Below are 22,713 nucleotides of genomic sequence, written 5' to 3'. Positions count from 1 at the left end.
GAACGGCGTAGCCGGCCGCAACGTGGCGACCGAGTTCTACACACGCGGGACTCCGCCGCCGTGGCCCGCCTAGGCTACCGGTACGTGGTGTGCCCGAGAGGCCAGGGAGCGGTGGCAACCGATGTCGGCTCCAGAGCAGACCGAATCGGCAGTCACATTCGGATATGCGGTAAAAAAGCGGAGAAACCACCGCAAATAGTGGATTATGGAGTCATGCCGAGAATCCGCATCTCCGAAGCAGCGCGCTTCCTGGGCGTCAGCGACGACACCGTCCGCCGCTGGACCGAGAACGGGACGCTCACGCCGGTCAAGGACTCCTCCGGCCGGCTGGCCGTCGAGGGGATTGAGCTCGCCCACCTCGCCCGCGACCAGGCGCAACTGCCCGAGGACCCCACGCGCGTGGGCAGCTCGGCGCGCAACCGGTTCGTCGGCCTGGTCACCGGCATCACCGCGGACAAGGTCATGGCCCAGGTGGAGCTGCAGTGCGGCCCGTTCCGTGTCGTCTCCCTGATGAGCAGCGAAGCCGTCCGGGACCTCGGTCTGGAACTCGGGTCCGTGGCCACCGCCGTGGTCAAAGCCACCACCGTCATCATCGAAACACCCCAGGGAAAGAGCATCATATGAGGATCGCCCGCGTGCGCATCAGCGCCGTGCTGGCCGCCGGCGTTCTTTCCGCCGGACTGGCCGGCTGTGCTGCTTCCACTACCGCCCAGACCGGCTCCGCGAGCACCAGCACCGGCGGCGGCCAGGCCGCCACCGGCACCGTGACCGTTTATGCCGCCGCGTCACTGAAGGCCACCTTCACCAGGATCGCTTCCGAGTTCGAGGCCGCAAACCCCGGCACCAAGGTCACGCTGAACTTTGCCGGGTCCTCGGATCTGGTCACGCAGATCGCCCAGGGCGCCCCGGCCGACGTCGTCGCTTCAGCTGACACCAAGAACATGGCCAAGCTCTCCGACGCCAGGCTCATCGACGGAACGGCGAGCAACTTTGCCACCAACGTCCTGGAGATCGCGGTTCCGCCGGCCAACCCGGCGTCCGTCAGTTCCTTCGCGGACCTCGCGAAGCCGGGCGTCAAGGTGGTTGTCTGCGCACCGCAGGTGCCATGCGGCTCCGCAACCGAGAAGGTGGAGAAGGCCACCGGAACCACCCTGAAGCCTGTCAGTGAGGAAGCTTCAGTCACCGATGTCCTCGGCAAGGTCACCTCCGGGGAAGCCGACGCCGGGCTGGTCTATGTCACAGACGTCAAGACCGCCGGCGACAAGGTCAAGGGCATCCCGTTCAGCGAGTCGGACCAGGCCGTGAACACCTATCCGATCTCCACCGTCGGCAGCAGCAAGAACAAGGAGCTGGCCAAGGCCTTCATCGCCATGGTCACCGGCAGCGAAGGCAAGAAGGTCCTCAGTGACGCCGGTTTCGGCACCCCGTAGCAAGGCCTGGACGGCCAGCAAGGCAAACCGGCCGGACACCGGCTACACGGGTGTGCCGCCGTGGGTCTTCGCCCTCGCGGCGGCAGGAGGCCTGTTCGTCCTGCTGCCGCTGGCCGCCATGGTGGCCAAGGTCAACTGGGGGCAGTTCATCCCGCTCATCACGTCGGAATCCTCGCTCACCGCTCTGGGCCTGAGCCTGCGGACGTCGGCCGCCAGCACGGTGCTGTGCATCGCCCTCGGCGTGCCGCTCGCCTTCGTCCTGGCCCGTGCCAGCTTCCCCGGCCAGCGCCTTTTGCGGGCTTTCGTGCTCCTCCCCCTCGTCCTGCCGCCGGTCGTCGGCGGCATCGCCCTGCTCTACACGTTCGGCCGGCAGGGCCTGCTCGGGCGGGGCCTGGAGCTGGCGGGGCTCCAGATCGCCTTCTCCACCACCGCCGTCGTTCTCGCCCAGACGTTCGTGGCGCTGCCGTTCCTGGTGGTCAGCCTAGAGGGCGCCCTGCGCACCGCGGGCACTAAGTACGAGGCCGTCGCCGCCACCCTCGGCGCCCGCCCCACCACGGTACTGCGGCGCGTCAGCATCCCGCTGGTCCTACCCGGCCTGGCCTCCGGCGCCGTGCTGTCCTTCGCGCGCTGCCTGGGCGAATTCGGGGCAACCCTGACCTTCGCCGGCAGCCTGCAGGGCGTTACCCGCACCCTGCCGCTGGAGATCTACCTGCAGCGCGAGACCGACGCCGATGCCGCCGTCGCGCTGTCCCTGGTGCTGGTCGCAGTGGCCGTCGCCGTCGTCGGGCTTTCCTTCCGGCGCCCCCGGGCGCTGGCGGCAGAGTCGGGACCAGAATGACCTTCGAACTCAATGCCGCGCTGCGCGCGCGCAACTTCGACGTCTCCCTCACCCTCGGGACCACGGAAACCGTTGCCGTGCTTGGCCCTAACGGCGCCGGCAAGTCGACGCTGCTGGGGATCATCGCCGGGCTCCTCCGCCCGGACAGCGGGCACGCCATGCTCGGACAGAAAACGCTGTTCAAGCTCGACGGCGGGACAAACCACTTCCTGCCGCCGCACACACGTGGAACAGCGCTGCTCGCACAGGAACCGCTGCTGTTTCCGCACATGAGCGTGCTGGAGAACGTCGCCTTCGGCCCCCGCGCGGCCGGCGCGAACCGCGCAAGTGCGCTGCGGACGGCGCAGCACTGGTTGGCCGAAGTGGAAGCCGCGGAGTTCGCGGACCGGCGGCCCGGCCAGCTCTCGGGCGGCCAGGCGCAGCGCGTCGCGATCGCCCGTGCGCTGGCCACAGACCCCGAGCTGCTGCTGCTCGACGAGCCCATGGCGGCCCTCGACATCCATGCCGCCCCCATGCTGCGCCGGCTGCTCAAACGGGTCCTCGCCAAGCGCCGGGCCATCATCATCACCCACGATGTCCTGGACGCGCTCATGCTCGCCGACCGGGCCATCGTCCTCGAAGGCGGACGGATCACGGAGGAAGGGCCCACCCGCGGGGTCCTGGAAAAACCGCGCAGCAGGTTCGCCGCGGGGCTGGCGGGCATGAACCTCCTCCCCGGCACCATCACGGACCGCGGGCTTAGGTCCGACGGCGGACTGGAGATCGCCGCGCACCCCGAGGACGGTGCCGTGCCCGGCCAGGACGGCGTCGCCGTCTTCCCGCCGACGGCGGTCTCGGTCTTCCTCGGCGCCGAGCACGGCAGCCCGCGGAACGCGTTCGCCGTCACCATCACGGATCTGGAACCCCACGGCGACCAGATCCGCGTCCACGCCGCCGGCCTGTCCGCGGACATCACCCCGGCCGCCTCGGCGGACCTCGGGCTCACACCCGGCATGACCGTCTACTTCGTCATCAAGGCCACCGCCATCGCGGTCTATCCGGCGTAGCAACTCGGGGCGGCTGCAGGATCTTTCAGTCCTGGGCAGCCCGGAGAAACTTCACCGGCGGCTGGGGGCCGTACACCATCGCGGGGAACTGACCACGGGCAAAGGGGACGGACGACGGCGGGAGCCTCCCGCCGTCGTCGTCGTCCGTTCAGTCGTCCTTCCCTTCAGTCGTCCTTCGGATCAGTTCTTGACCACGTCCAGCTCGACGACGGCCCAGGACAGCGCGGGCAGGCTCAGCCGAAGCTCGGAGCCGCTGGCCTTCACCCCGTCGAGCGGCTTAAGGCCAACGCGGTCCGGGCTGCCCTGGCTGTTGATGGTGAAGCGGTCACCGCCCTCCGGGATTTCCAGGACCTCGGCGCGGAGCACCTGGCGGGCGTCGAAACCGCGCAGGGCCACCTCGACGTCGGTCGCCTCCTCCAGGCCGCGGTTGGCGAGGAACAGGGCCACGCGGCCGGTTTCCTCGTTCCATGTGGCGCTGACGTCCACCAGGTCGGTGTCGCCAAAACGCGCATTGCCGTACTTGTCCGAGTCGACGGACAGGCGCAGGATCTGGCCCTTCGCCAGCTCCGCCATCCGGGCAAACGGGTGGAAGATGGTCTGCCGCCAGGCCGGGCCGGTTTCCTCGCTGAAGATCGGCGCAATCACGTTGACCAGCTGCGCCTGGTTGGCGATCTTGACCCGGTCGCCGTGGCGCAGCAGCGAGTTGAGCAGCGTACCGACGACGACGGCGTCCGTCACGTTGTACTTGTCCTCGATGACCCGGGGGTGCTCGCGCCAGCCGGCCTTGGAGACGTTGTGCGGCTGGTCCTCCGAGTCGAGTCCGCGCTGGTACCAGACGTTCCATTCGTCGAAGGACAGGTTGATGTGCTTCTTGTGCTTGCCCTTCGCGCGGACGGCGTCGGCCGTGGCGATCACCGATTCGATGAAGTAGTCGGTGTCGACGGCGCTGGCCAGGAAGCTGCCGACGTCGCCGTCGTGCTCCTGGTAATAGGCGTGCAGCGAGACGTAATCCACCTCCTCGTAGGCGTGGGCCAGGACCGTCTGCTCCCAGGCGCCGAAGGTCGGCATGCCCGAGTTGGAGCTGCCGCAGGCCACCAGTTCGATGTCCGGGTCCACGAACCGCATGGCTTTGGCGGCTTCCTGCGCCAGCCGGCCGTATTCCCCGGCGGTCTTGTGGCCTATCTGCCATGGGCCGTCCATCTCGTTGCCGAGGCACCACAGCTTGATGTTGAACGGGTCCTTGTGCCCGTTCCTGGCCCGCAGGTCGGACAGGTAGGTGCCGCCCGGGTGGTTGGCGTACTCCACGATTTCACGGGCCGCGTCCACTCCCCTGGTGCCCAGGTTGATGGCCTCCATGATTTCGGTGCCCGCCTGCCGGGACCAGTCGACGAACTCGTGCAGGCCAAAGGCGTTGGTTTCGAGCGTGTGCCAGGCGCCGTCGAGCCTGCGGGGGCGGTTTTCCCGCGGGCCGATGCCGTCCTCCCAGTTGTAGCCGGAGACGAAGTTGCCGCCGGGGTAGCGGATGACGGTGGCGCCGAGCTCCTTGACGAGCTTCAGCACGTCCTGCCGGAACCCGTTCTCGTCGGCCTCCGGATGGCCGGGCTCGTAGATGCCGGTGTAGACGCAGCGGCCCATGTGCTCAACGAAGGAGCCGAAGAGGCGGCGGGGTACTTCCCCGATGGTGAAGTCGCGGTCGAGGGTGATCCTTGCGCGGGACATGTGGGGTATCTCCTTGGTTGTGGTTCTAATCCGTTGAAAAATGAGGTGAAAGCGAAGATGCCGGATCAGGTGCCGGCGAGTCCCGTCGTCGCAACGCCCTTGATGATCTGGCGCTGGAAGAACAGGAAGACGAGGATGAGCGGCAGCGCCGCGAGCAGCGCGGAGGCCATGTTCTGCGCGTACTGGATGCCGTAGGCGCTCTTGATGGTCTGCAGGCCCACCGGCAGGGTCAGGATGGAGCCGTCGTTGGTGGAGATGAAGGGCCAGAGGAAGTTGTTCCAGGCGCCGATGAACACGAAGATCGCGACGGCGGCCAGGATGGGGCGCGAGAGCGGCAGGATGATCTGGGTGAAGATCCGCATCCGGCTGGCGCCGTCCATCACCGCTGCCTCCTCGAGCTCACGGGGGATCTGGTCGAAGAACTTCTTGAGCACGAACACCATGGCGGGGTGGATGACCTGCGGCAGGATGATGGCCCACGACGTGTCGATCATGTGCAGCGCCACCATCTGGTAGAACAGCGGGATGATGAGCACCGGCGGCGGGATGATGATGGAGGCGATGATCACCGTCATCAGCACCTTCTTGCCGCGGAAGTCGATGCGGGACAGGGCATAGGCCACCAGCGCGGAGATGGCCAGCGTGATCACGGTGATGGCGGCGGAGGTGTAGAGCGAGTTCCAGGTCCACAGCGGGATGTTGCCGTCCTGGAACACCTTGATGAACGCGTCGGCGGTGAAGCCGGACGGCGGGATCCAGCTGACTTTCGGCGCCGCGGCGTCCGTTTCGCTTTTGAAGGCGGTGACGGTTGCCCAGGCGAAGGGGATGAGCCAGAGGACAGCCAGGAGAGCGGCGACCGCCAGGACGGCGGCCCTGCCGGCCGTCATTTTCTTCCCGGTCTGGCGGAGTCTGGCGGACGCGGTTGGCGGTGCGGGTCGCGTGAGGGTCTGGATTGCCATGGTCATGCGCTCCTGCGGCGAGTGATGAAGAACTGCATGGCCGAGACGGCCACGATCAGCCCGAAGAAGATGTAGGAGATGGCTGCGGAGTAGCCCAGCCGGTAGCCGGTGAACCCGGTTTCGAAGATGTACTGCACAACCGGCCGGGTGGATCCTGCCGGGCCGCCGGCCGTCATCTGGTACACCTGATCGAAGATTTTCAGCGAGGCCAGGATCTGCAGCAGCACGATCATCACGGTGGTGGGGGTGAGCTGCGGCAGGGTGATGGAGAAGAACTGCCTCCAGGCTCCGGCGCCGTCCAGCGATGCCGCCTCGTAGTGCTGGGCGGGGATGTTCTGCATGGCGGCCAGGTAAAGCAGGAAATTGAAGCCCACCGTCCACCAGAGGGTGGCGATGACGATGGCCCACATGGCCACGTTCGGGTCGTTCAGCCAGGCCACCTTGGGCAGCCCGATCTTCGCCAGGGAATCGTTGATGAGGCCCAGCTGCGGGTTGTACATCCAGGAGAAGAACAGGGACACCACGGTGGAGGCGAGCAGGTACGGGGCGAAATAGGACAGCCGCCACAGCCACTGCGCCGGCAGCCCGACGTTGACCAGTGCGGCCATGACGAGGGCCACGAGCACCAGCGGGACCGTGCTGATCACCGTGAAGTAGAGGGTGTTGCCAAGGGAATGCCACATGTCGGCGTCGGCCAGCGCTTCGGCATAGTTGGCCAGACCGATCAGGCTGTCGTTGGCGCCGGTGAGGGACTTGCCGGTGAGGCTCATGTACAGGCCGTACAGGAGCGGCCACACGAGGAACACCAGGAAGAACGCCAGGAACGGAGCGGCGAAGCCCCAGCCGTTGAGGTTGTTCCCGGTCCGGCGCGGACTGGACTGGGCCTGGCGTTTGTAGGAAGGGTTTCCACGGGACTGGTTTCGGCGGGGCTGGCCGGGCAGGGACGGCGCTGTCTGCTCCGCGCCTTGGGATGTTGCTAAGGAACTCATCGGGGGACTCCTTTGTCGCTCAGTGCTCTCGGATGCTCAGACCGGGTTGGGCCGGGAAAGAAGGGTGTTGGTGCGCCGCACAAAGGCGTCCCAGCCGTCGGCTGCCTTGTCGCGGCCGAGGAGCACGTTCTGCACGTTTTCCGCAAAGTAGGTCTGCCAGTCCGAGCCCGAGCCGCTGAACCAGGCCTCGGGGTCGTAGGCGATGATGTCCGCGGCGTTGGCGTAGTGGATCTGCGGCGTCAGCTCCCGGTAGGCCTGTGACTGCACCACCGGCTGGTATGCCGGAATATGGCCAGCCTCGGCCCAGGACAGCGAACCCTTGAGGATGTCGCTGACGAACTTGTACACGTCGCGCCGCTTTTCGTCGTCGACGTTCAGCTGCCGCGGCAGGACGAAGGAATGCGAGTCCGCGTAGGACGCCGGGGTGCCGTAGAGCGTGGGGATGGTGGCGGCGTCGACGGGCAGCTCCGCTTTCTTGAAGGTGGGGAGTTCCCAGACGCCGCTGAACAGCATGCCCGAACCGCCGCGGGCGAATTCCGCGATGCCCGTGCCGATGTCGCCGCTTTTCGCGGCGACCGTGTCGTCGAACAGTGAGGCCATGAATTCCAGGGATTCGACGGCGGCCTCCCGGTCGGCCTTCATCGGCTGGCCCGGGGTGAGTTCCATGTCCGCCCCGTGCTGCTTATAGAGCGTGTAGAACAGGCGCCACATCTGCGATCCGCTGCCGAGGTAGCCGAAGGACAGCCCGTGTGCCTGCGTCACCTTCTGCATTTCACGGGCCATCGCGAGGAAGTCCGGCGGGGAAGTCACTTCCTGCAGCTGGCCGTTCGCGCCGAGGACCCCTGCCTTGCCGGCCACCTCGGTGTTGTAGAACATCACGAAGGGGTGGGAGTCCAGCGCGATGGAGAACACCTTGCCGCCGTGCTGGCTCTTGTCCCAGATCCTCGGTGCGAAGCTCTCCGCCGTCACGCCGTGTTCCGCCAGCAGAGACATGTCCCACGGGTCGATGAGCCCGCCCGGTGCGTAGCCGGGGACCCGGCTGGCGTGCATGATGGCAAGCTCCGGCGGGCGGCCGCCGGCCGAGGCCATGGCCAGCTTGGTGTAGTACGGCGGGCCCCAGGCCAGGACGGTCGGATGGACTGTGAAACCGGGGTTGGCCTGGTTCGCCGCGCTGATCATGGCCTGCATCTTGATGCCGTCGCCGCCGGACAGCAGATGCCAGAACGCAATGTCCCGCACGGCTGCCGCTGAGGCGGTTCCGCCGCAGCCCGTGAGGCCAGCCGCGGCAAAAACGCTGCCCAGGGCCGCCGTCCCCGCAAGCAGCTGCCTGCGGGACACCTGCCTGCCGGCCGGCCGTCCGCCTGATATCTGCTCTCCCGGAAACTGCTTCCCGGCGAAAAATTCAAACTGCTTCACCCGTCACTCCTTTGGATGGGTCCGCTGAAAGTAATCCTGCTGGCACACCGCGCCAGCCGTTCCGGTTCGCTTCCTCCGGGTCCAATGAAGGCTGGCGTGTGACGCAGACCTCACATTACATCGTTGTAAAATGTGGCACAAGGAAAAATTGTTAGCGCCAACAATCCGATGCGGCAGTCTCGTTTAGCGGCAGTTTCCCCTAAGGCCCGGTGCTGTCCCGCTCAACGATCCTGTAGTCCACCGTGACCACCCGCTGGCCGCCGGCCCGGTCCGCCATCCGCTCGGTGAGGAGGCGTAGCGCCTCGGTTGCCACCTGGCGCTTGTCGAAGGAAACGGTGGTGAGAGACGGCACGGCATACTGCCCGTCGGCGATGTCGTCGAAGCCGGCCACTGCGACGTCGTCCGGGACCCTGATTCCCCGCTTCCAGAGCACGCTGAGCGCACCGATGGCCATGGAGTCGGTGAAGCAGAACAGTGCCTCCGGGAGCGGGTGCGCGTCCAGATACGAAGCGAGCGCATCGGCCGCCGCCTGGGGCGTCCACTTCTCGCAGGGGATAAGCAGCGAATCGTCGCGGCTGATGCCGAGTTCCTCGAGCGCGGTCTGGTAGCCGCGGGTGCGCAGAACTGCCGCTGCCGCGTGCCGGCCTTCGGCAGTTCCCAGCACGGCAATGCGACGGCGGCCGGTCCGTGCCAGTGCCAGGGTCATGTCGCGGGCGGCGGCAACGCTGTCCACCCACACCCGGTCTGCCAACTGTTGGGACACCTCGCCCAGCAGGACCACCGGCGGCAGGGAGACCCCCACTTTGACGGCGGTCTCGTCCAGCACCACGGGGTTGAGGATCAGTCCGTCGATGAGGTTGGACCGCGCCCGGGACATTAGTTCGTATTCCCGCCGGGGATCGGATCCGGTTTCCTCGATCTGGACGCTCCAGCCTTGCTCGTGGGCCACCTCCACCACGTGGTGCGCGATCTCGGCAGAGTAGGGGGTGGCCAGGTCCGGCAGCGCCAGGGCAATGACGCCGGACCTGCCGTTGCGCAGGCCGCGGGCGGAGAGATTGGGCACGTAGTCGAGTTCGTGGATGGCCTGCTCCACCTTGAGCCGCGTGGCTTCGCTGACCTGCACCACACCGTTCATCACGTTCGAGACGGTCTTGGGTGAAACCCCGGCGCGGCGCGCGACGTCCTTGACCGTTGCGCGCACTGCTCCCCTTTCAATGACGGATGTGAACGATGTTACAGCCCGCTAGTCGCCTGGCCGGCGCCGGCAGCCAGCCCGACCCTCCGGCGTCGGGCGTTCACCAGAATCCAACCAACGACGCCGACGACGGCGGCCGCCACCCCGCCGGCAACGGCGGGGAGAGCGTTCCACGAGCCGGAGGATGGCTGGGCCGCGGCTTCACTGGCCGGGACGGCAGCCGGCGCTGCGGACGCAGGTGGCGTTGCCGCCTTCGAACCTTGCGACGCCGCTGCCATGGATGCTGCGCTGAACCGGGACACCGAGCCGCCGTCGGCACCGGTTCCCGGGCTGATCACGATGACCGAGCCGTCCGGGGCCACCGCCAGGTGACCCGGGCCGCCGTCGGTGGGGAGGGATCCCGACACGTCCGTAGCGTCCGGACGGATGACGGACAGCTTCTGGGTCAGCAGGCTCGTCACGTACAGCGAGCCGTCCGCTGCGATGGCCACGTCCTGCGGGCCGCCCTCGACGAAGATCCGTTCAGCCACGGTGCCGGCGCCGGGTTTGATGACCGCGATGTCGCTGGACTTGATGTTGGCTACATAGACGGTTCCGTCGGGGCCGGCGGTGATGCCGTGCGGCTCCTGCGAGGTTCCGGTGTCCGAGACCATGTCGATGGTCGTCGAGACGGCGTCCGCCCCGGCCGGGATCACAGAGACGGTGCCGGCGGTCTGGTTGGTCACGAACGCGGTTCCGTCCTTGGCCACGGCTACCTCCGCGGGGCCCGCACCGATTTTGATGGTCCGGTCCACCGCTGTCCCGTTCGGCGCAATGACGGAGACGGTGTTCCCCGCGGGGTTGGCGACGTACACCGTGCCGTCGGGTCCGGCGGCGAGCGGGTGAAGCCCGGAGGACACCGGCATGGTCCGTGCCATGGCTGCGTCTCCTGCCGGGACAACGCCGACGACGTTCTGATCGGCGTCGTCCGCCGTGGCCACGTAGAGCGTGCCGTCCGGTCCGAGCGCGAGCCCCGTGGTCCGGTGGCCTCCCGTGCTGATGGTGCGGGACGCCCTGGAGGCACCGGCGGGAACCACGAAGACACCGCCGCCCTGGCCGTAATTGCCGAGGTAGGCCGTGCCGTCGGCGGCAATGGCCACGCGGACCGGGATGCCTACGGCGTGGATTGCCTCGTCAGGTGCCGCCACAGCCGGCTCCGCGGCCAGGCCCAGGATTGCGCCGAAAACGGCGGTGAACGTGGCCCAGCGGTACTTCATGAAATTTTCCCCCAGCAGATTTCCCAATGATGCGTCGGCGTAAAGCCAGCCGGAAGAAGCCTACTGGTTACCGGGACAGGACCCATTGACCGGCGGCTCCGGAGTCCGAATAGTGGGGGCATGGCAACCGCGATTTCCGATGCAGACTTCTCATCCGCCGACGGCGTCGCGGAGTGGCGCGTGCTCTTCTGGGGTGCGAAAACCCTGTACGAAACCGGCGACTTCGCCACCGGCGCCCGGTTTGTTTCCGGGATCGCGGACGTTGCCGAATCACTCGGCCACGCCCCGCTGGTGGACCTCAGGCCGGACACCGTCACTGTCCAGGTCATCACGCCCGGCGTGGGGCTGAGCGACCGCGACCTCGAGCTGGCCCGCAGCATCTCCGGCGTAGCCGCCCGGCTGGGCCTTAAATCGGACCCGTCGGCCGTGCAGCATGTGCAGCTCGCCTTTGACGCCGCCGACCGGCCGGCCATCATGGAGTTCTGGCGGGCGGCTCTGGGCTATGTCGCCGTCGGGGACGAGGACCTGATCGAACCCAACCTCATCGGGCCGCCCGCGTGGTTCCAGGACAAGGAGTTCGTCCCGCCGCGCAACCGGATCCACATGGACGTCTCGGTCCCGCATGACCAGGCGCAGGCGCGCATCGACGCGGTCGTTGCCGCCGGCGGCCGCGTCCTGGGCGACCGCTACGCGCCCGCGTGGGTATCCCTCATCGACCCCGAGGGGAACGTGGTGGATATCTGCACGTGGCAGGGACGCGACTGATGCTCACCCGTCCACCAAGCAGTAAGGAAACACAATGAGTAACGAGGGTCCAGTACTGGTCGTGGGCGGCACCGGCATGCTGGGCGGCAAGGTGGTTTCCGCCCTGCAGGCCAACGGCAAGAAGGTACGGGCGTTGGTCCGTCCCGGTTCGGACGCTGCCGGGCTCCAACGCGGCGGGGTGGAAGTTGTCCGCGGGGACATGATGGATCCGGAATCCCTGCTCCGCGGCATGGAGGGTTCGGACGCGGTCATCACCACGGCGGCCGGGTACACACGGCACAGCAAAGGTGACACCGCAGACATTGACATCACCGGCAACGCCAACCTCGCGGACGCCGCCGCCCGCGCCGGCGTTCGCAGGTTCGTCCTCACCAGTATTCTCACGTGCGACCAGACGCCCGGCGTGCCGCATTTTTGGCACAAGAGGCTTGCCGAGGACCGGCTGGAGGAACAGCACGTGCCGTTTGTGGCGCTCCGTCCGGGCGCCTTCCTTGATCAGGTCGCCCGGTTCGGCGGTGACCCGTTCGCGAAGCGACGGCTGACGTGGTTCGGCTCCGACCAGGTTCCGATGACCTTCGTTCTGATGTCCGATCTCGCCGGGTACCTGGCAGCCGCCGTCGACGCGGACGCGGCGCCCGGAACGCGGATCGACATCGGCTGGGACCGCCCGGTGTCCATGCACCAAATCGCGGACATTTCCGGCCGCCTCCTCGGCGAGCGCATCAGGGTCCGCTCCATCCCGGCGGGCCTCCTGCGTACGGCCGGCAGGGTCCTCGGACCTGCGGTTCCCTTGGCCAGGGACATGAGCGCCATGATCGACTGGTTCCAGACCGGCAAGTACGTCGCCGACACCACCCGCCAACACGAGGTCTTTGTCCCTCCTCCTACAGCGGAGGACGCCGTGGCCCGGCTTCTGACCGGCCTCGGGCACACCGTCCGGAAGTAGCAGCTGGCCGAATCTCAAACGGAACGGACGACGGCGGGAAGTTCCGCCGTCGTTCTCTCTCGCCTGTGCGTCCGGGAACGGGAGGGCCGCGAGCATGGGCTGCAGGTCGCCGTTGCTGGTGGCGGGTTCGCCGAGGTAGGTGCCGTGGCCGCCGGGCACGATCAGCAGCCGGGCATCAGGGTTGGCACGGTGATCCTGCCGGGATCCTGTTCGGACCAGCCAGGGAAGCCGGTGATGCGCTGGTTCCCATCCGGCCCTCCCGGTGTTCCGAATGCTTTTCAGAGCCACAGGAGCAGCAGATGACCGTAAGCATTCAGCAGGACGCCTTGATTCAGCAGGAAACCGCCCGGTCCGGAGCATCAGCGCTGGAGCGGCGCGAGGTGTCTACGGAGCTGGGTCCCGTCACCGTGCGTGTCCAGCAGGGCTTGCAAGCGGCGACCAGCGAAGCGACGGTCTACCTGCACGGCGCCGCGGGATCGTGGACCACCTTCCAGCCGCTGCTGTCCAAGGTGCCGGACATTGACCGCGTGCTCATCGACCTGCCCGGCTGGGGTGAATCCACGGCGGGCGCCCGTCCGGAGGAGCTCAGCGTCGAAGCGATGGGGCGCGCCGTCGTCGGAATACTGGACTCCCTCGGCTACCGGCGCTGGAGCCTGGTGGGCCATTCCATGGGCGGCTTCCTGGCACTTCACCTGGCCGCGAAGTGGCCGGATCGGGTTGCCAGGGTTGCAGCCATTTCTCCCACCACGTTCGCGGTGGCCGAGGCGGCGCGGGGTCCGCTGCGAAGCCTGTTCGGGTTCCCTGCGTTTGTCGGGATGCTGCTGGCCATGCGCTCCATGGCAGCCTTGGGCCCATCGGGGTCGGCACTGATCAGGGCAACCGGCGCCACGCCGCTGATGGGGCTGGTGCTGTCGCCGCTGTTCGCCGACCTGTCAGCCGTCCCCCGCCACGTGATCCGCGGGCTTGCGTCCGATGCCCGGCCAGCAAGCTTCGCCGCAGCCGTCCGGGCTGCCGCGGACTATGACTTTGGCCAGTGGTGCGCCATCCGTTGTCCGGTGCTGGCGACGCGCGGGGACAGCGACGTGTTCACGCCGGCGTCTGACTTTTCCCGGTTGGTTGACCTCGTCCCGCACGTCTGGTTGGAAGCGATCCCGGATTGCGGCCATTTCGCCAACATCGAACAGCCTGCAATTGTGCAGCGGCTGCTCGATGCCCTTCGGTCTACGTGAGGCTCAAGCCGTCAGCCGGCTGCCTTTCCTCACCGTCCCTGGGGTCAAGATGAAGGGTGGATGAATGGTTGGGGAAACCAGGTCCGGCACGAGGTTCCGCTGGCTATCCTTGGCCAATGGTTCTCGATGCAAAGGGCTCCGAGGATGCGCATCCGGAGTGGACCCTGCTGTACCGCAGGGGCATGTCCCGGAAGAAAATCGCCGAACTGGCGCGGGTCAAGGTCTCCGCCGTCACGTCCCACCTCGAGGCTGCCAAGGCCGCGGAGCCCGGCCTGAGAACGGACCACCGGGCAGCAGCCGCAGCGGCGACCAGCCAAGCGGCGCCCGGCATCAAGCGCCTGTATCAGCTGCTCGCCATGGTCGAGGCAACAGGACGCTACCCCTCCCGCAACGCCGAGGACAAGGCAGAACGGGAACTCGCTCAATGGCTGCGCCGCCGACGCCGTGATGCGGATGCCGGCATCCTGAACCCTGTGATCGAGGCGGGCCTTTCAGTGCTGCCTGACTGGCGGCGCAAGCCCCGCGAGGCCAGGGAGGACGAGAAATGGCAGGACCACCTGCAGCAGCTGGCCGCCTATCTGGCGGCGGGGAATCCCTGGCCCCGCACCACGCCCGGTGTGACCGGGCTGGAAAAGGAACTCGGCGGGTGGCTGCGCAACCAACGGTACAAATTCCGCCACGGGGACCTGCCCTCCGCACGGGCAGACGAACTGGACGCCGCCCTGCCGGGATGGCAGACCGGCCGCAAGGCACCTGCCGAAGCTTCGCCGCCAGACGGCGGGACCACCTGACCGGTGTGCGGCCGGAATTCACTGTCCCGTGATGTCAGGTCCATGGGCGAGAGTTTCCAGCGCTGGACGGGGTCGATCTGGCGGATCGCGAAGCGCGTGCGCTGCTCGCGGCGGGTCACGCAAAACCAGGACTTGTTCAGGTGGACGCCGGAGTCCACCAGCATCTTCTCGAACTCCGGGACCTGCCACATGAAGCTGCCGTAATCCTCGTCCGTGCAGAAACCCATGACGCGTTCCACGGTGCGCGGTTGTGCCAGGAGCGGACGAACATCACGATCTCGCCCGGCGTCGGAAGGTGCAGCGCCCTTGGCGACAGGGCTGCAGGCGGCACCGGGAGGGCCGCGGCTATTACGTGGTTCGGGGACATCCAGATACCGAGGTTAGGGCCGGGACTCCCGGGACGGGGCCGGGACAACAATCACCGGGCGGCGCTGGATGCGCATGAGACGGCCAGATACGGACCGTTCCAGCAGCCTGCTGAAGCTGGCGCGTGCGCCATACCGGGGGCCTCCGACGACGATGGCAGAGGCTCCGGCGCTGTCAGCCAGCCGTACCAGTGCCTCCGGGACTGACCCGTTCAGCACGCGGAGAGACCAGGTTTCCCCCGGCGCGCCCAAGACGGCTTGCAGCGCCGACCGTACCTCCGTTACCGGGAACAGGGACTCCCCGTTGGGCTGCGGGTCGATTGAGCCCGCCGTCTTCGTGCGCGCGGCGTCGAATTCGGCCAGGTACCCGGACGGGTCCACGAAGGCACAGACGAGGTGCACGCCCAGCCCGTCAGCGAGTTCGGCTGCATACGCAATCAGCCGCGGCAGCGGGTCCCATGGCACGCCAACGATCAGGGGACCTGTGTCCACGCGGACCCTACGTCCCGGTCGAAGGAAATATCACCCATGGCGCAAGCAGGTTAGAAGAGTCGTGATGGCGCCTCGCCGCTACGAAGCGGCCGAATCCAGGTGCGCTCCCTTGACTTCCGGAGCGGTTGCGCCCTGAAGGACCCAGCGGTTGCCGTCCGGGTCGCTGAGGAAGGCGAACTGCACCCCGCCCATGTCCTGGACCTCGCTGATGCCAGCGCCGCGGTCCAGAAGTTCGGCGCGTACAGCGTCAATGTCGGGCACTACGAGCTGCAGCCCCTCCAGGCTCCCCGGTGCCATGCCGGTCATGCCAGTGCCGATGACGATCGAGGCAGCGGAACCGGGCGGGGTCAGCTGCACCACCCTCATGCCGGGGACGTGCTCCACGTCGTGGTCCAGGACAAAGCCCAGCTTCTCCACGTAGAACGACTTCGCCGCGTCAACGTCGGCTACCGGCACTTGCACAACTTCGAGGCGCATCTCCATGCGCCCACCCTACCGCCGACCGCCCACCGGACACACATAGCTCAGGCTCAGCTAGAGGACGGGAGCGCCGGCGGCTTCGACTCGGAACGGCGCCGTGCAGCTTTGAGCCCACGCTTCCGGGCCAGAACAGCCCGCCTTGGGACATGGTTTTTGTGGTTCTGGCGCTCCTTCATGCGCAGCGCCTTCCGTTGCTGCCTCACGGCCCGCCGCGCGTCCCGGTTGATCCTCGAGAGCAACATCACCGGAACAACGAGCCAAAGCAGCGCCACCGCGAACACCAACATGATCGACACCAGCGGTTCCATGCAACAAGTGTAGGGTGGTTCCGGAGAAATAATAAGCAGCCTTATCAACTCGTTATAAGGCGGCGGGTGAACGCCGCTCAGCCCGCCAGGACCTGCCGGATGCCGAACTCCCCCACCGAAGACATCCTCGGATTGTCGTCGGAGTTGCTCAGCATGGCGGTGGACAGGACGAGGGCCCAGCCCCGGGCGCGCGCCCAGGTGTCCCGGTCCACTGCGGGGCCGAAGGCGTCGATGAAGCGCTGCCGCGTGCCGGCGTCGAACATTAACCAGCCGGCGGCGAGATCGACGGCGGGATCCCCTGCCCCGACATCGCCGAAGTCGATCACGCCGGCCAGCGACCCGTTGGCGGCCAGCAGAATGTTGGCCGGATGCAGATCGCCGTGGAGCATCATCGCCGGACCATCCCAGGCGGGGGCTGCGCAGGCCCGCGCCCACACCGCCTTCAGCTCTGCTGCCTGCGGGTAGCGCTCCCGGTCCCTGAGCCTTTCCAGCACCGCCGCCCCACGGCCCGGCAGCGGCACCCCGCGGACAGGATTCACCGGGACACCGGCGTCGGCGGGTACATGAAGGGCCATCAGAAACTCGGCCAGGCCTTCGACGGCGTGAGCGCGGCCCGCCGGTCCGGCGTCCACCGCGGCGGTCCCGGGAACCCACCGCACGATGCTCCACGGCCAGGGGAAGTCCGGCGCCGGCCGGCCGGCATGGATGGGCAGGGGAACCGGAACCGGGGACCGGCTGGCGATGCCGGGGAGATAACGCTGCTCGTGCAGGATCAACGGCACGGCCTCGTCCCGGCGGGGCAGCCGGACCGCCAGATCGACACCGAGCCGGAAGGTCGCGTTGTCCCACCCGTTGGCCACGCGCACCACGGGGCGGCCGGCAAGGTCGGGCCGCTGGTCCCGGATGAGGGCATGGACGACGGCGGCACTCACCTCCACTGTGGGCGGCGGCATTCCTGCCATCGGGATTTCCGCCTTTCCTGCTTTAGTAGACGGCGCCTTCAAGCAGTTCCGCGAGCCGGGCGGCAGCGCGGCGCAGTTCGGGCACGGCCGCCTTTAACCCGTCCTCGGTGGCTGCTTCCACGGGACTGGTCAGCGCCATCGATTCACTGGGTAGCCCGGACCTGTTGATGGCGATCGCAACCGAGAGCACGCCGGTGGCGCGTTCGTCGGCCGAATAGGCGTAGTCCGTTCCCGGCTCGGGCAGGCGGCTCTTGAGCTCGGCCAGACTGAAGGTGGGCTCCTCATGTCCGGCCGCCACCGCCCCCCGGACCACTTCCTGGAGATGTTCGTCGGGCGCGCCCGCCAGCAGGATCTTGCCCGCCGCGCCGACCGTGAGGGGCAGCCGCTTGCCCAGGGGCATGTCATATCGGAGCGGGGCGTCACCGTCGACACGGGCCACCAGGATGCGCTCGAAGCCGAGGCGGGTGTAGAGGGACGCCGTCATGCCGGTCTGCGCGGCCACCTGCTGGAGCACAGGGCGGGACGCGGTCACGAGGGGATCGTTCTCGATATAGCTGCGCGCCGCGGGCAGCACCGCCGGCCCGATCCGGTACGTCTTATCCGTCTGGCTGACCATGCCGAAGTCCTGCAGCACCCGCAGGATGCGCAGCGTGGTGGGCAGACTCATGCCGCAGTTCCTCGCAAGATCGCTGAGGCGCTGGGGCCGGTCGGCCCGCTGCAGCTCCGCGAACACTTCCATCGCGCGCGACAGCGAGCGCATGTTGGAGGGCTTGCCGCCGTCGTCTGCCGCAGTGCCCGGCTGCGCATTGGTGACCGTCATTCTTTCATTCTATGTAACTTCTTCTCCCACTCACGCCGCTTGACAGGGTCTGTGGGCCGTGTCACTATTTCTTCTGACGTAAGAGACTTTCATTCTATGAAAGCAATTGGAAGGCAATTTTGATGACAACGGAGTCGACCATGACCCAGTCCCCCGCCCGGACGAGGCCCGCGCGCAGCGTCCTCGCGGGGATCGCCGCTTTCGCGGCACTGGGCGTCTACGTACTTGTGAGCTCGGTGGGCCTGGGCCTGTGGACCTCCCTGGGTCCCGGCCCGGGGCTGTTCCCGTTCGCCATGGGCGCGGTGCTCGCGTCGATGGCGGTTCTGTGGCTGCTTCAGGAGCTGAAGAAGCCCAGCGCCGCCGGTGAGGGGGCCGACGGCGGCCTGGTACTCGCCGTTGTCGTCAGCCTCGTGCTGCTCGCAGCAGTGCTGGATCTGCTCGGCTTCCAGCTGAGCATGTTCCTCTTCCTGATGTTCCATCTGAAGATCCGGGGGAAGAGGAGCTGGCTGACCGCCCTGCTGACAGCGCTGGCCGGGAGCGTCGGAGCCTTCTACGCCTTCAACTACGGCCTGAACGTGGCCCTGCCTGTCTCATCCATTCCCGTCCTGAACCTGATCGGACTCTAGACATGGACACCCTCAACGAACTGCTGGGCGGCTTTGCCACCGCCATGACGTGGCAGAACCTGATATTCGCCTTGCTCGGATGCCTCCTCGGCACCATCATCGGCGTCCTGCCCGGCGTGGGCCCGGTGGCCGGCGTCGCCCTGCTGATCCCGCTGACCCTCAACCTTGACCCCGCCGGCTCAATCATCATGCTGTGCGCGATTTTCTACGGCACCCAATACGGCGGCACGATCACCAGTGTCCTGCTGAACACGCCCGGTGAGGCTTCATCGGCGATCACCACCATCGACGGCTATGCCATGACCAAGCTCGGCAGGGCCGGAGCCGCACTGACGCTGGCCGCTGTGGGCTCATTCATCGGCGGCACCATCGCCACCGTGGGGCTCGTCGTGGCCGCCAAACCGCTGGGCGAACTCGGATTGCTCGTCGGTCCGCCGGAGTTCTTCGCGCTCATGGTTGTCGGCATCTCACTGCTGGTCGCTCTAGCAGGAAAATCCATGGTCAAGGCCCTGATTTCCGGAGCCCTGGGCCTGCTGATCTCCATGGTCGGCATTGACCCCGTCGCCGGCGCGCCCCGCTTCACCTTCGGCATGGACCGGCTCCTGGACGGTCTGAGCTTCGTGGCCGTCATCGTTGGCGTTTTCGGCCTCTCCGAAATCCTCTCCTACCGGAAGAACGCCGAGACTCCCCTGGTCCACGCACCCGGCTTCCGTTCGCTCTTCCCCTCGCGGACCGAATGGCGCCGCAGCGCGCCGGCCATGGCCCGCGGCACCGGCGTCGGCTTCGGCCTGGGCCTGATCCCGGGAATGACCGGATCGGTGTCCTCCCTGCTGTCCTATGCCTCCGAAAAGAAGTTCTCGCGCTTCCGCCATGAGCTCGGAAAAGGTGCCGTCGAAGGTGTTGCCGGACCGGAAACGGCCAACAACGCCCACGCCAACGCCGCGCTTATCCCGCTGTTCACCCTCGGCATTCCCGCCTCGCCCACCATCGCCGTCCTCATGGGGGCCTTCCTCCAGCAGGGTTTGACTCCCGGACCCAGCCTGTTCACCGAACACTCAGAGATCGCGTGGGCGATCATCGCCAGCCTGTTCATCGGTAACGTGCTCCTGCTACTGCTGAACGTCCCCCTGGTCGGCCTCTGGACCTCGATCCTGCGCGTCCCCGCTCCAATCCTGACAGCCTTGATCCTGCTGTTCATGGTCATCGGCGCGTACACCATCAACTTCAGCGTTTTCGACGTCTTCGTCATGATCGGCTTCGGACTCCTCGGCCTGGCCCTGAGGCACCTCGACATCCCGCTGGCCCCGATGGTCCTCACCTTGGTCCTGGGTCCGCTGATGGAACGCTCGCTGCGCGAATCGCTGGAGATCTCCCAGGGCGACTTCAGCGTGTTCCTCAACCGCCCCATCTCCGCGGTGCTGATCGGCCTGGGCGTGCTGATCATCTGCAGCCCGCTGCTCAAGTTCCGCAAGCCCAAGGCCCTCACCGAGGACCCCGAAGCGTAAACCAACCCGAGCCACCTTCAACAACCCACCAACCTCTTCGAAGGAGAAGACACATGTCACGCAAGAAAGTAACCGCGGCCATCGCCGCAGCGGCCCTGCTCGCCCTCACCGGATGCGGCGCCAACGCCGGCGCCACCTCAGCATCCTCCGGGGACGACTTCCCGAAGAAGGGCAAGAGCATTGACCTCATCGTCGCCTTCTCCTCAGGCGGCGCAGTGGACACCGCAGCCCGCCTGGTCCAGCCCGTGCTGGAAAAGGAACTCGGCACCAACGTCGAGGTCATCAACAAGCCGGGCGCCGGCGGCCAGATCGGCTACACCCAGCTGACCAGCGCCAAGCCGGACGGCTACACCATTGGCGCCACCGGTTCACCGTCCGTCGTCGTGTCCCCGCTGGACCCGGCCCGCGGCGCCAAGTACACCCGCGCCAGCTTCCAGCCGCTGGGCCGCCAGGTCATTGACCCCGCCGTCATCGCCGTCCAGCCGGACAGCCCGTACAAGACGCTGAAGGAGCTGCTCGACGCAGTCAAGGCCAAGCCCAAGTCCCTCACCGCCAGTACCACCGGCCTGCAGACCGGCGAGCACTTCGCACTGGCCCAGATCCTGGAAACCACCGGCGCCGAGTTCGCCCCGGTCCACTTCTCCGAGGGAGCCTCCCAGGCCACCACGGCGTTCCTCGGCAAGCACGTGGACGTCCTCGTCGCCAACGTCAGCGACGTCACCGATCTGACCAAACAGAACAAGGCCCGTGTCCTGGGCATCATGACCGCCGAGCGGTCCCCGTCGCTGCCGGACGTCCCCACGTTCAAGGAAAGCGGGTACGACGTCGAAGCCGGCACTGCCCGCGGTTACTCCGCCCCCGCCGGACTGCCGGACGCCGTCGCCAAGAAGCTCGAGGCCGCCCTGCAGAAGGCCATCGAGGACCCGGAGGTCGTCAAGAAGATGAACGACCTCGGCCTGCAGACCAGCTACCTCTCCGGCAAGGACTACCAAACGTTCTGGGCAGGACAGGAAGAGGACTTCAAGAAGGTCCTGCCGCTGGTTCAGAAGAAGGACTAGCCGAGGAAAAGGACCAGTCCGACCGCGCATGACCCTCCCAGCCCCCACCAACACCACCAGGGAAGACACCGCCATGACCACCCCCGCCCTTCAGGACACCTCCCCCACCCGCCCGGACCAGGAACTGATCGACAGGCTGGCCAAGCTGCCCGCCGCGAACATCGGTGACGCCATGGACCGGCTGGGCGTCGCCGACTCCGCGATCCAGGCAATCTGGCCCGGGGCGAAAATCGCCGGGCCCGCCTTCACCGTCTGGACCCGTCCCGGGGACAACCAGGGCATCCACGAAGCACTGAAGCTGGCCAAGCCGGGGGACGTCATCGTGGTCTCGGGCGGTGGCGACGAGTCCCGCGCCCTCCTGGGCGAGCTGATCGGCGAGCGCGCCATCAACCTCGGCATCGCGGGCTTTGCCCTCGACGGTGCAGCCCGTGATGCCGAGGCCCTCGGCGAGATCGGCATGCCGGTCTTCGCCCGGGCCGTCACCCCGGCCGGACCGTACAAAAACGGGCCGCACCGGCTCGGCGGCCCCGTCGCCTTCGGCGGCGTTCCCGTCCTGCCCGGCGACATCATCATCGGCGACTCCGACGGCGTCGTCGTCATCCCGGGCGGACGGGCCGAGGCCGTGGCGGATGCCGCCGAAGCGGTCTTCGCCGACGAAACCAACCGCCGGGCCTCGATCATCGCCGCCCGCGGCCAGTAAGTAAGGAAGAGTTTCATGACAAAGTGCACCATCATTGGCCTGGGCGAGGCAGGTGCGGCCTACGCGGAAGCACTCGCCGCGGCAGGCCACCAGGTCACCGGGTTTGATCCAGTAGCCACTGCCACCCCGGCGGGAACGAAGCGGGCAGCCACGGCCGCGGAAGCCTGCGAAGGCGCCGAGATCGTCCTGGTGCTCACCGGCGCGGCCGCTGCCCGCAGCGTCGCCAAGGACTGCCTGCCGGTGCTCCCGGCGGGCAGCACCTACGCGGACTTCACGTCGTCGTCCCCTGTTGTGATGCAGGAGCTCGGCCAGCTGCCCACCCAGGCGAGCTTTGCCGACGTCGCGATTCTTGGGCCCGTCGCCGCCTTCGGCGTCAGGACGCCGCTCATGGCCAGCGGTCCCGGATCCGCCGCGGTGGCGCAGCTGCTGACGCCGCTGGGTGTCGAGGTCGAAATCGCCGACGGCGGGCCGGGGGCGGCCATGTCCCACAAGCTGCTGCGTAGCGTCCTGATGAAGGGCATGGCATCGGTGGTGGTCGAAGCGGTCACCGCCGGCCGGGCGGCCGGGCTGGAAAGCTGGATCCGGGAGCAGATCTCCCGGCAGCTCGCCGGCGACGGCCAGGCCGTGATCGACAGGTTCCTCGCAGGAACGTCCAAGCACGCCCTGCGCCGCTCACGGGAAATGCAGGACACCGCGGAGTATCTATCCGAACTCGGCGTCCCTGCGGAAATGACGGAAGCCTCAGCCGCGGCGCTGACCCGGATCGCTGCGGCACCGGCACCGGAGGCCGCCCTGCGCTGAACGCGCATGAGGCAGAA

The 22,713-nt window shown here is 67.4% G+C and carries 24 protein-coding genes and 1 pseudogene; 13 read left to right on the top strand and 12 right to left on the bottom strand.

The window, feature by feature from the left end; translation table 11 throughout:
• The first annotated feature begins 213 nt into the window (after positions 1-213).
• Genes ACFTSA_RS15390 through ACFTSA_RS15375 form a run of 4 tightly spaced genes read left to right on the top strand, consistent with a single transcriptional unit; the run spans position 214 to position 3,314 of the window.
• Positions 214-624: a molybdopterin-binding protein gene (locus ACFTSA_RS15390; protein ID WP_377952357.1), complete on the top strand. Its 411-nt coding sequence runs from the start codon at positions 214-216 to the stop codon at positions 622-624.
• A complete protein-coding gene (modA, locus tag ACFTSA_RS15385; protein WP_377952356.1) occupies positions 621-1,430 on the top strand; it encodes a molybdate ABC transporter substrate-binding protein in 810 nt (269 codons plus the stop codon). Before ACFTSA_RS15390 ends, modA begins: the two co-directional genes overlap by 4 nt.
• Positions 1,405-2,268, top strand: a complete 864-nt coding sequence (locus ACFTSA_RS15380) for an ABC transporter permease (protein ID WP_377952355.1) — start codon at positions 1,405-1,407, stop codon at positions 2,266-2,268. The genes modA and ACFTSA_RS15380 overlap by 26 nt, the downstream gene beginning before the upstream one ends.
• Entirely contained in the window at positions 2,265-3,314 is a 1,050-nt protein-coding gene (locus ACFTSA_RS15375; protein ID WP_377952354.1) for a sulfate/molybdate ABC transporter ATP-binding protein, read from the top strand. The genes ACFTSA_RS15380 and ACFTSA_RS15375 overlap by 4 nt, the downstream gene beginning before the upstream one ends.
• 180 nt (positions 3,315-3,494) lie before the next feature.
• On the opposite strand, the gene ACFTSA_RS15370 is transcribed toward ACFTSA_RS15375, so the two are convergent.
• From ACFTSA_RS15370 to ACFTSA_RS15345, 6 genes are all read right to left on the bottom strand, one after another.
• Entirely contained in the window at positions 3,495-5,033 is a 1,539-nt protein-coding gene (locus ACFTSA_RS15370) for an alpha-N-arabinofuranosidase (protein ID WP_377952353.1), read from the bottom strand.
• Between the two features lie 65 nt (positions 5,034-5,098).
• Complete coding sequence (locus ACFTSA_RS15365; RefSeq protein WP_377952391.1) at positions 5,099-5,992, bottom strand: carbohydrate ABC transporter permease; 894 nt, start codon at positions 5,990-5,992, stop codon at positions 5,099-5,101.
• Positions 5,993-5,994: 2 nt separating this feature from the next.
• Positions 5,995-6,981 carry a carbohydrate ABC transporter permease gene (locus ACFTSA_RS15360; RefSeq protein WP_377952351.1) on the bottom strand — a complete coding sequence of 329 codons (987 nt, stop codon included), beginning with the start codon at positions 6,979-6,981 and terminating at the stop codon, positions 5,995-5,997.
• Between the two features lie 36 nt (positions 6,982-7,017).
• Positions 7,018-8,349 (bottom strand): extracellular solute-binding protein, encoded by a 1,332-nt coding sequence (locus ACFTSA_RS15355; RefSeq protein ID WP_377952390.1) that lies wholly within the window; start codon positions 8,347-8,349, stop codon positions 7,018-7,020.
• Positions 8,350-8,596: 247 nt separating this feature from the next.
• Positions 8,597-9,598, bottom strand: coding sequence for a LacI family DNA-binding transcriptional regulator (locus ACFTSA_RS15350; protein ID WP_377952350.1), 1,002 nt, complete (start codon positions 9,596-9,598; stop codon positions 8,597-8,599).
• A 32-nt stretch (positions 9,599-9,630) separates the two neighbouring features.
• Complete coding sequence (locus tag ACFTSA_RS15345) at positions 9,631-10,848, bottom strand: hypothetical protein (protein ID WP_377952349.1); 1,218 nt, start codon at positions 10,846-10,848, stop codon at positions 9,631-9,633.
• A 120-nt stretch (positions 10,849-10,968) separates the two neighbouring features.
• On the opposite strand from ACFTSA_RS15345, the gene ACFTSA_RS15340 reads away from it, so the two are divergent.
• From ACFTSA_RS15340 to ACFTSA_RS15325, 4 genes are all read left to right on the top strand, one after another.
• Entirely contained in the window at positions 10,969-11,613 is a 645-nt protein-coding gene (locus ACFTSA_RS15340; protein ID WP_377952348.1) for a VOC family protein, read from the top strand.
• A gap of 34 nt (positions 11,614-11,647) precedes the next feature.
• Entirely contained in the window at positions 11,648-12,559 is a 912-nt protein-coding gene (locus tag ACFTSA_RS15335; protein WP_377952347.1) for an NmrA family NAD(P)-binding protein, read from the top strand.
• A gap of 299 nt (positions 12,560-12,858) precedes the next feature.
• Positions 12,859-13,788, top strand: coding sequence for an alpha/beta fold hydrolase (locus ACFTSA_RS15330; RefSeq protein ID WP_377952345.1), 930 nt, complete (start codon positions 12,859-12,861; stop codon positions 13,786-13,788).
• Between the two features lie 116 nt (positions 13,789-13,904).
• Positions 13,905-14,579 carry a helicase associated domain-containing protein gene (locus tag ACFTSA_RS15325; protein WP_377952344.1) on the top strand — a complete coding sequence of 225 codons (675 nt, stop codon included), beginning with the start codon at positions 13,905-13,907 and terminating at the stop codon, positions 14,577-14,579.
• A 23-nt stretch (positions 14,580-14,602) separates the two neighbouring features.
• Here ACFTSA_RS15325 and ACFTSA_RS15320 read toward each other — a convergent pair.
• From ACFTSA_RS15320 to ACFTSA_RS15295, 6 genes and pseudogenes are all read right to left on the bottom strand, one after another.
• Positions 14,603-14,877 (bottom strand): annotated as a pseudogene (locus ACFTSA_RS15320) (polyphosphate kinase 2); the annotation flags it as partial.
• An 82-nt stretch (positions 14,878-14,959) separates the two neighbouring features.
• Entirely contained in the window at positions 14,960-15,436 is a 477-nt protein-coding gene (locus tag ACFTSA_RS15315) for a universal stress protein (RefSeq protein WP_377952343.1), read from the bottom strand.
• A 78-nt stretch (positions 15,437-15,514) separates the two neighbouring features.
• Positions 15,515-15,919, bottom strand: coding sequence for a VOC family protein (locus ACFTSA_RS15310; protein ID WP_377952342.1), 405 nt, complete (start codon positions 15,917-15,919; stop codon positions 15,515-15,517).
• Positions 15,920-15,966: 47 nt separating this feature from the next.
• On the bottom strand, positions 15,967-16,224 hold the full coding sequence (locus ACFTSA_RS15305) for a hypothetical protein (RefSeq protein WP_377952340.1): 258 nt from the start codon (positions 16,222-16,224) through the stop codon (positions 15,967-15,969).
• Positions 16,225-16,301: 77 nt separating this feature from the next.
• Positions 16,302-17,186 carry an aminoglycoside phosphotransferase family protein gene (locus ACFTSA_RS15300; RefSeq protein WP_377952338.1) on the bottom strand — a complete coding sequence of 295 codons (885 nt, stop codon included), beginning with the start codon at positions 17,184-17,186 and terminating at the stop codon, positions 16,302-16,304.
• A gap of 22 nt (positions 17,187-17,208) precedes the next feature.
• Complete coding sequence (locus tag ACFTSA_RS15295; protein ID WP_377952337.1) at positions 17,209-18,006, bottom strand: IclR family transcriptional regulator; 798 nt, start codon at positions 18,004-18,006, stop codon at positions 17,209-17,211.
• 122 nt (positions 18,007-18,128) lie between these two features.
• Between ACFTSA_RS15295 and ACFTSA_RS15290 the strand changes: the two genes are divergently transcribed.
• The 5 genes from ACFTSA_RS15290 (at position 18,129) to ACFTSA_RS15270 (ending at position 22,696) form a co-directional block, all read left to right on the top strand.
• On the top strand, positions 18,129-18,632 hold the full coding sequence (locus ACFTSA_RS15290; RefSeq protein ID WP_377952336.1) for a tripartite tricarboxylate transporter TctB family protein: 504 nt from the start codon (positions 18,129-18,131) through the stop codon (positions 18,630-18,632).
• Positions 18,633-18,634: 2 nt separating this feature from the next.
• Entirely contained in the window at positions 18,635-20,137 is a 1,503-nt protein-coding gene (locus ACFTSA_RS15285) for a tripartite tricarboxylate transporter permease (protein ID WP_377952335.1), read from the top strand.
• Between the two features lie 53 nt (positions 20,138-20,190).
• Entirely contained in the window at positions 20,191-21,195 is a 1,005-nt protein-coding gene (locus ACFTSA_RS15280) for a tripartite tricarboxylate transporter substrate binding protein (RefSeq protein WP_377952334.1), read from the top strand.
• 73 nt (positions 21,196-21,268) lie between these two features.
• Positions 21,269-21,895: an RraA family protein gene (locus tag ACFTSA_RS15275; protein ID WP_377952389.1), complete on the top strand. Its 627-nt coding sequence runs from the start codon at positions 21,269-21,271 to the stop codon at positions 21,893-21,895.
• 15 nt (positions 21,896-21,910) lie between these two features.
• Entirely contained in the window at positions 21,911-22,696 is a 786-nt protein-coding gene (locus ACFTSA_RS15270) for a DUF1932 domain-containing protein (protein ID WP_377952332.1), read from the top strand.
• Positions 22,697-22,713: the final 17 nt, after the last annotated feature.

The sequence above is a fragment of the Arthrobacter sp. NPDC057013 genome (assembly GCF_042674585.1).
Taxonomy (GTDB): domain Bacteria; phylum Actinomycetota; class Actinomycetes; order Actinomycetales; family Micrococcaceae; genus Arthrobacter.
Note: the sequence above shows the minus strand (reverse complement) of the source record. Positions and strands in the feature narration are given on the sequence as shown.

Coding starts and splice junctions, on each gene's coding strand:
- ACFTSA_RS15285 (WP_377952335.1), top strand. CDS start 18,635: ATGGACACCCTCAACGAACTGCTGGGCGGCTTTGCCACCGCCATGACG.
- ACFTSA_RS15365 (WP_377952391.1), bottom strand. CDS start 5,992: ATGGCAATCCAGACCCTCACGCGACCCGCACCGCCAACCGCGTCCGCC.
- ACFTSA_RS15305 (WP_377952340.1), bottom strand. CDS start 16,224: ATGGAACCGCTGGTGTCGATCATGTTGGTGTTCGCGGTGGCGCTGCTT.
- ACFTSA_RS15325 (WP_377952344.1), top strand. CDS start 13,905: ATGGTTCTCGATGCAAAGGGCTCCGAGGATGCGCATCCGGAGTGGACC.
- ACFTSA_RS15300 (WP_377952338.1), bottom strand. CDS start 17,186: ATGGCAGGAATGCCGCCGCCCACAGTGGAGGTGAGTGCCGCCGTCGTC.
- ACFTSA_RS15275 (WP_377952389.1), top strand. CDS start 21,269: ATGACCACCCCCGCCCTTCAGGACACCTCCCCCACCCGCCCGGACCAG.
- ACFTSA_RS15310 (WP_377952342.1), bottom strand. CDS start 15,919: ATGGAGATGCGCCTCGAAGTTGTGCAAGTGCCGGTAGCCGACGTTGAC.
- ACFTSA_RS15360 (WP_377952351.1), bottom strand. CDS start 6,981: ATGAGTTCCTTAGCAACATCCCAAGGCGCGGAGCAGACAGCGCCGTCC.
- ACFTSA_RS15370 (WP_377952353.1), bottom strand. CDS start 5,033: ATGTCCCGCGCAAGGATCACCCTCGACCGCGACTTCACCATCGGGGAA.
- ACFTSA_RS15345 (WP_377952349.1), bottom strand. CDS start 10,848: ATGAAGTACCGCTGGGCCACGTTCACCGCCGTTTTCGGCGCAATCCTG.
- ACFTSA_RS15335 (WP_377952347.1), top strand. CDS start 11,648: ATGAGTAACGAGGGTCCAGTACTGGTCGTGGGCGGCACCGGCATGCTG.
- ACFTSA_RS15270 (WP_377952332.1), top strand. CDS start 21,911: ATGACAAAGTGCACCATCATTGGCCTGGGCGAGGCAGGTGCGGCCTAC.
- ACFTSA_RS15340 (WP_377952348.1), top strand. CDS start 10,969: ATGGCAACCGCGATTTCCGATGCAGACTTCTCATCCGCCGACGGCGTC.
- ACFTSA_RS15290 (WP_377952336.1), top strand. CDS start 18,129: ATGACAACGGAGTCGACCATGACCCAGTCCCCCGCCCGGACGAGGCCC.
- ACFTSA_RS15330 (WP_377952345.1), top strand. CDS start 12,859: ATGACCGTAAGCATTCAGCAGGACGCCTTGATTCAGCAGGAAACCGCC.
- modA (WP_377952356.1), top strand. CDS start 621: ATGAGGATCGCCCGCGTGCGCATCAGCGCCGTGCTGGCCGCCGGCGTT.
- ACFTSA_RS15390 (WP_377952357.1), top strand. CDS start 214: ATGCCGAGAATCCGCATCTCCGAAGCAGCGCGCTTCCTGGGCGTCAGC.
- ACFTSA_RS15280 (WP_377952334.1), top strand. CDS start 20,191: ATGTCACGCAAGAAAGTAACCGCGGCCATCGCCGCAGCGGCCCTGCTC.
- ACFTSA_RS15295 (WP_377952337.1), bottom strand. CDS start 18,006: ATGACGGTCACCAATGCGCAGCCGGGCACTGCGGCAGACGACGGCGGC.
- ACFTSA_RS15375 (WP_377952354.1), top strand. CDS start 2,265: ATGACCTTCGAACTCAATGCCGCGCTGCGCGCGCGCAACTTCGACGTC.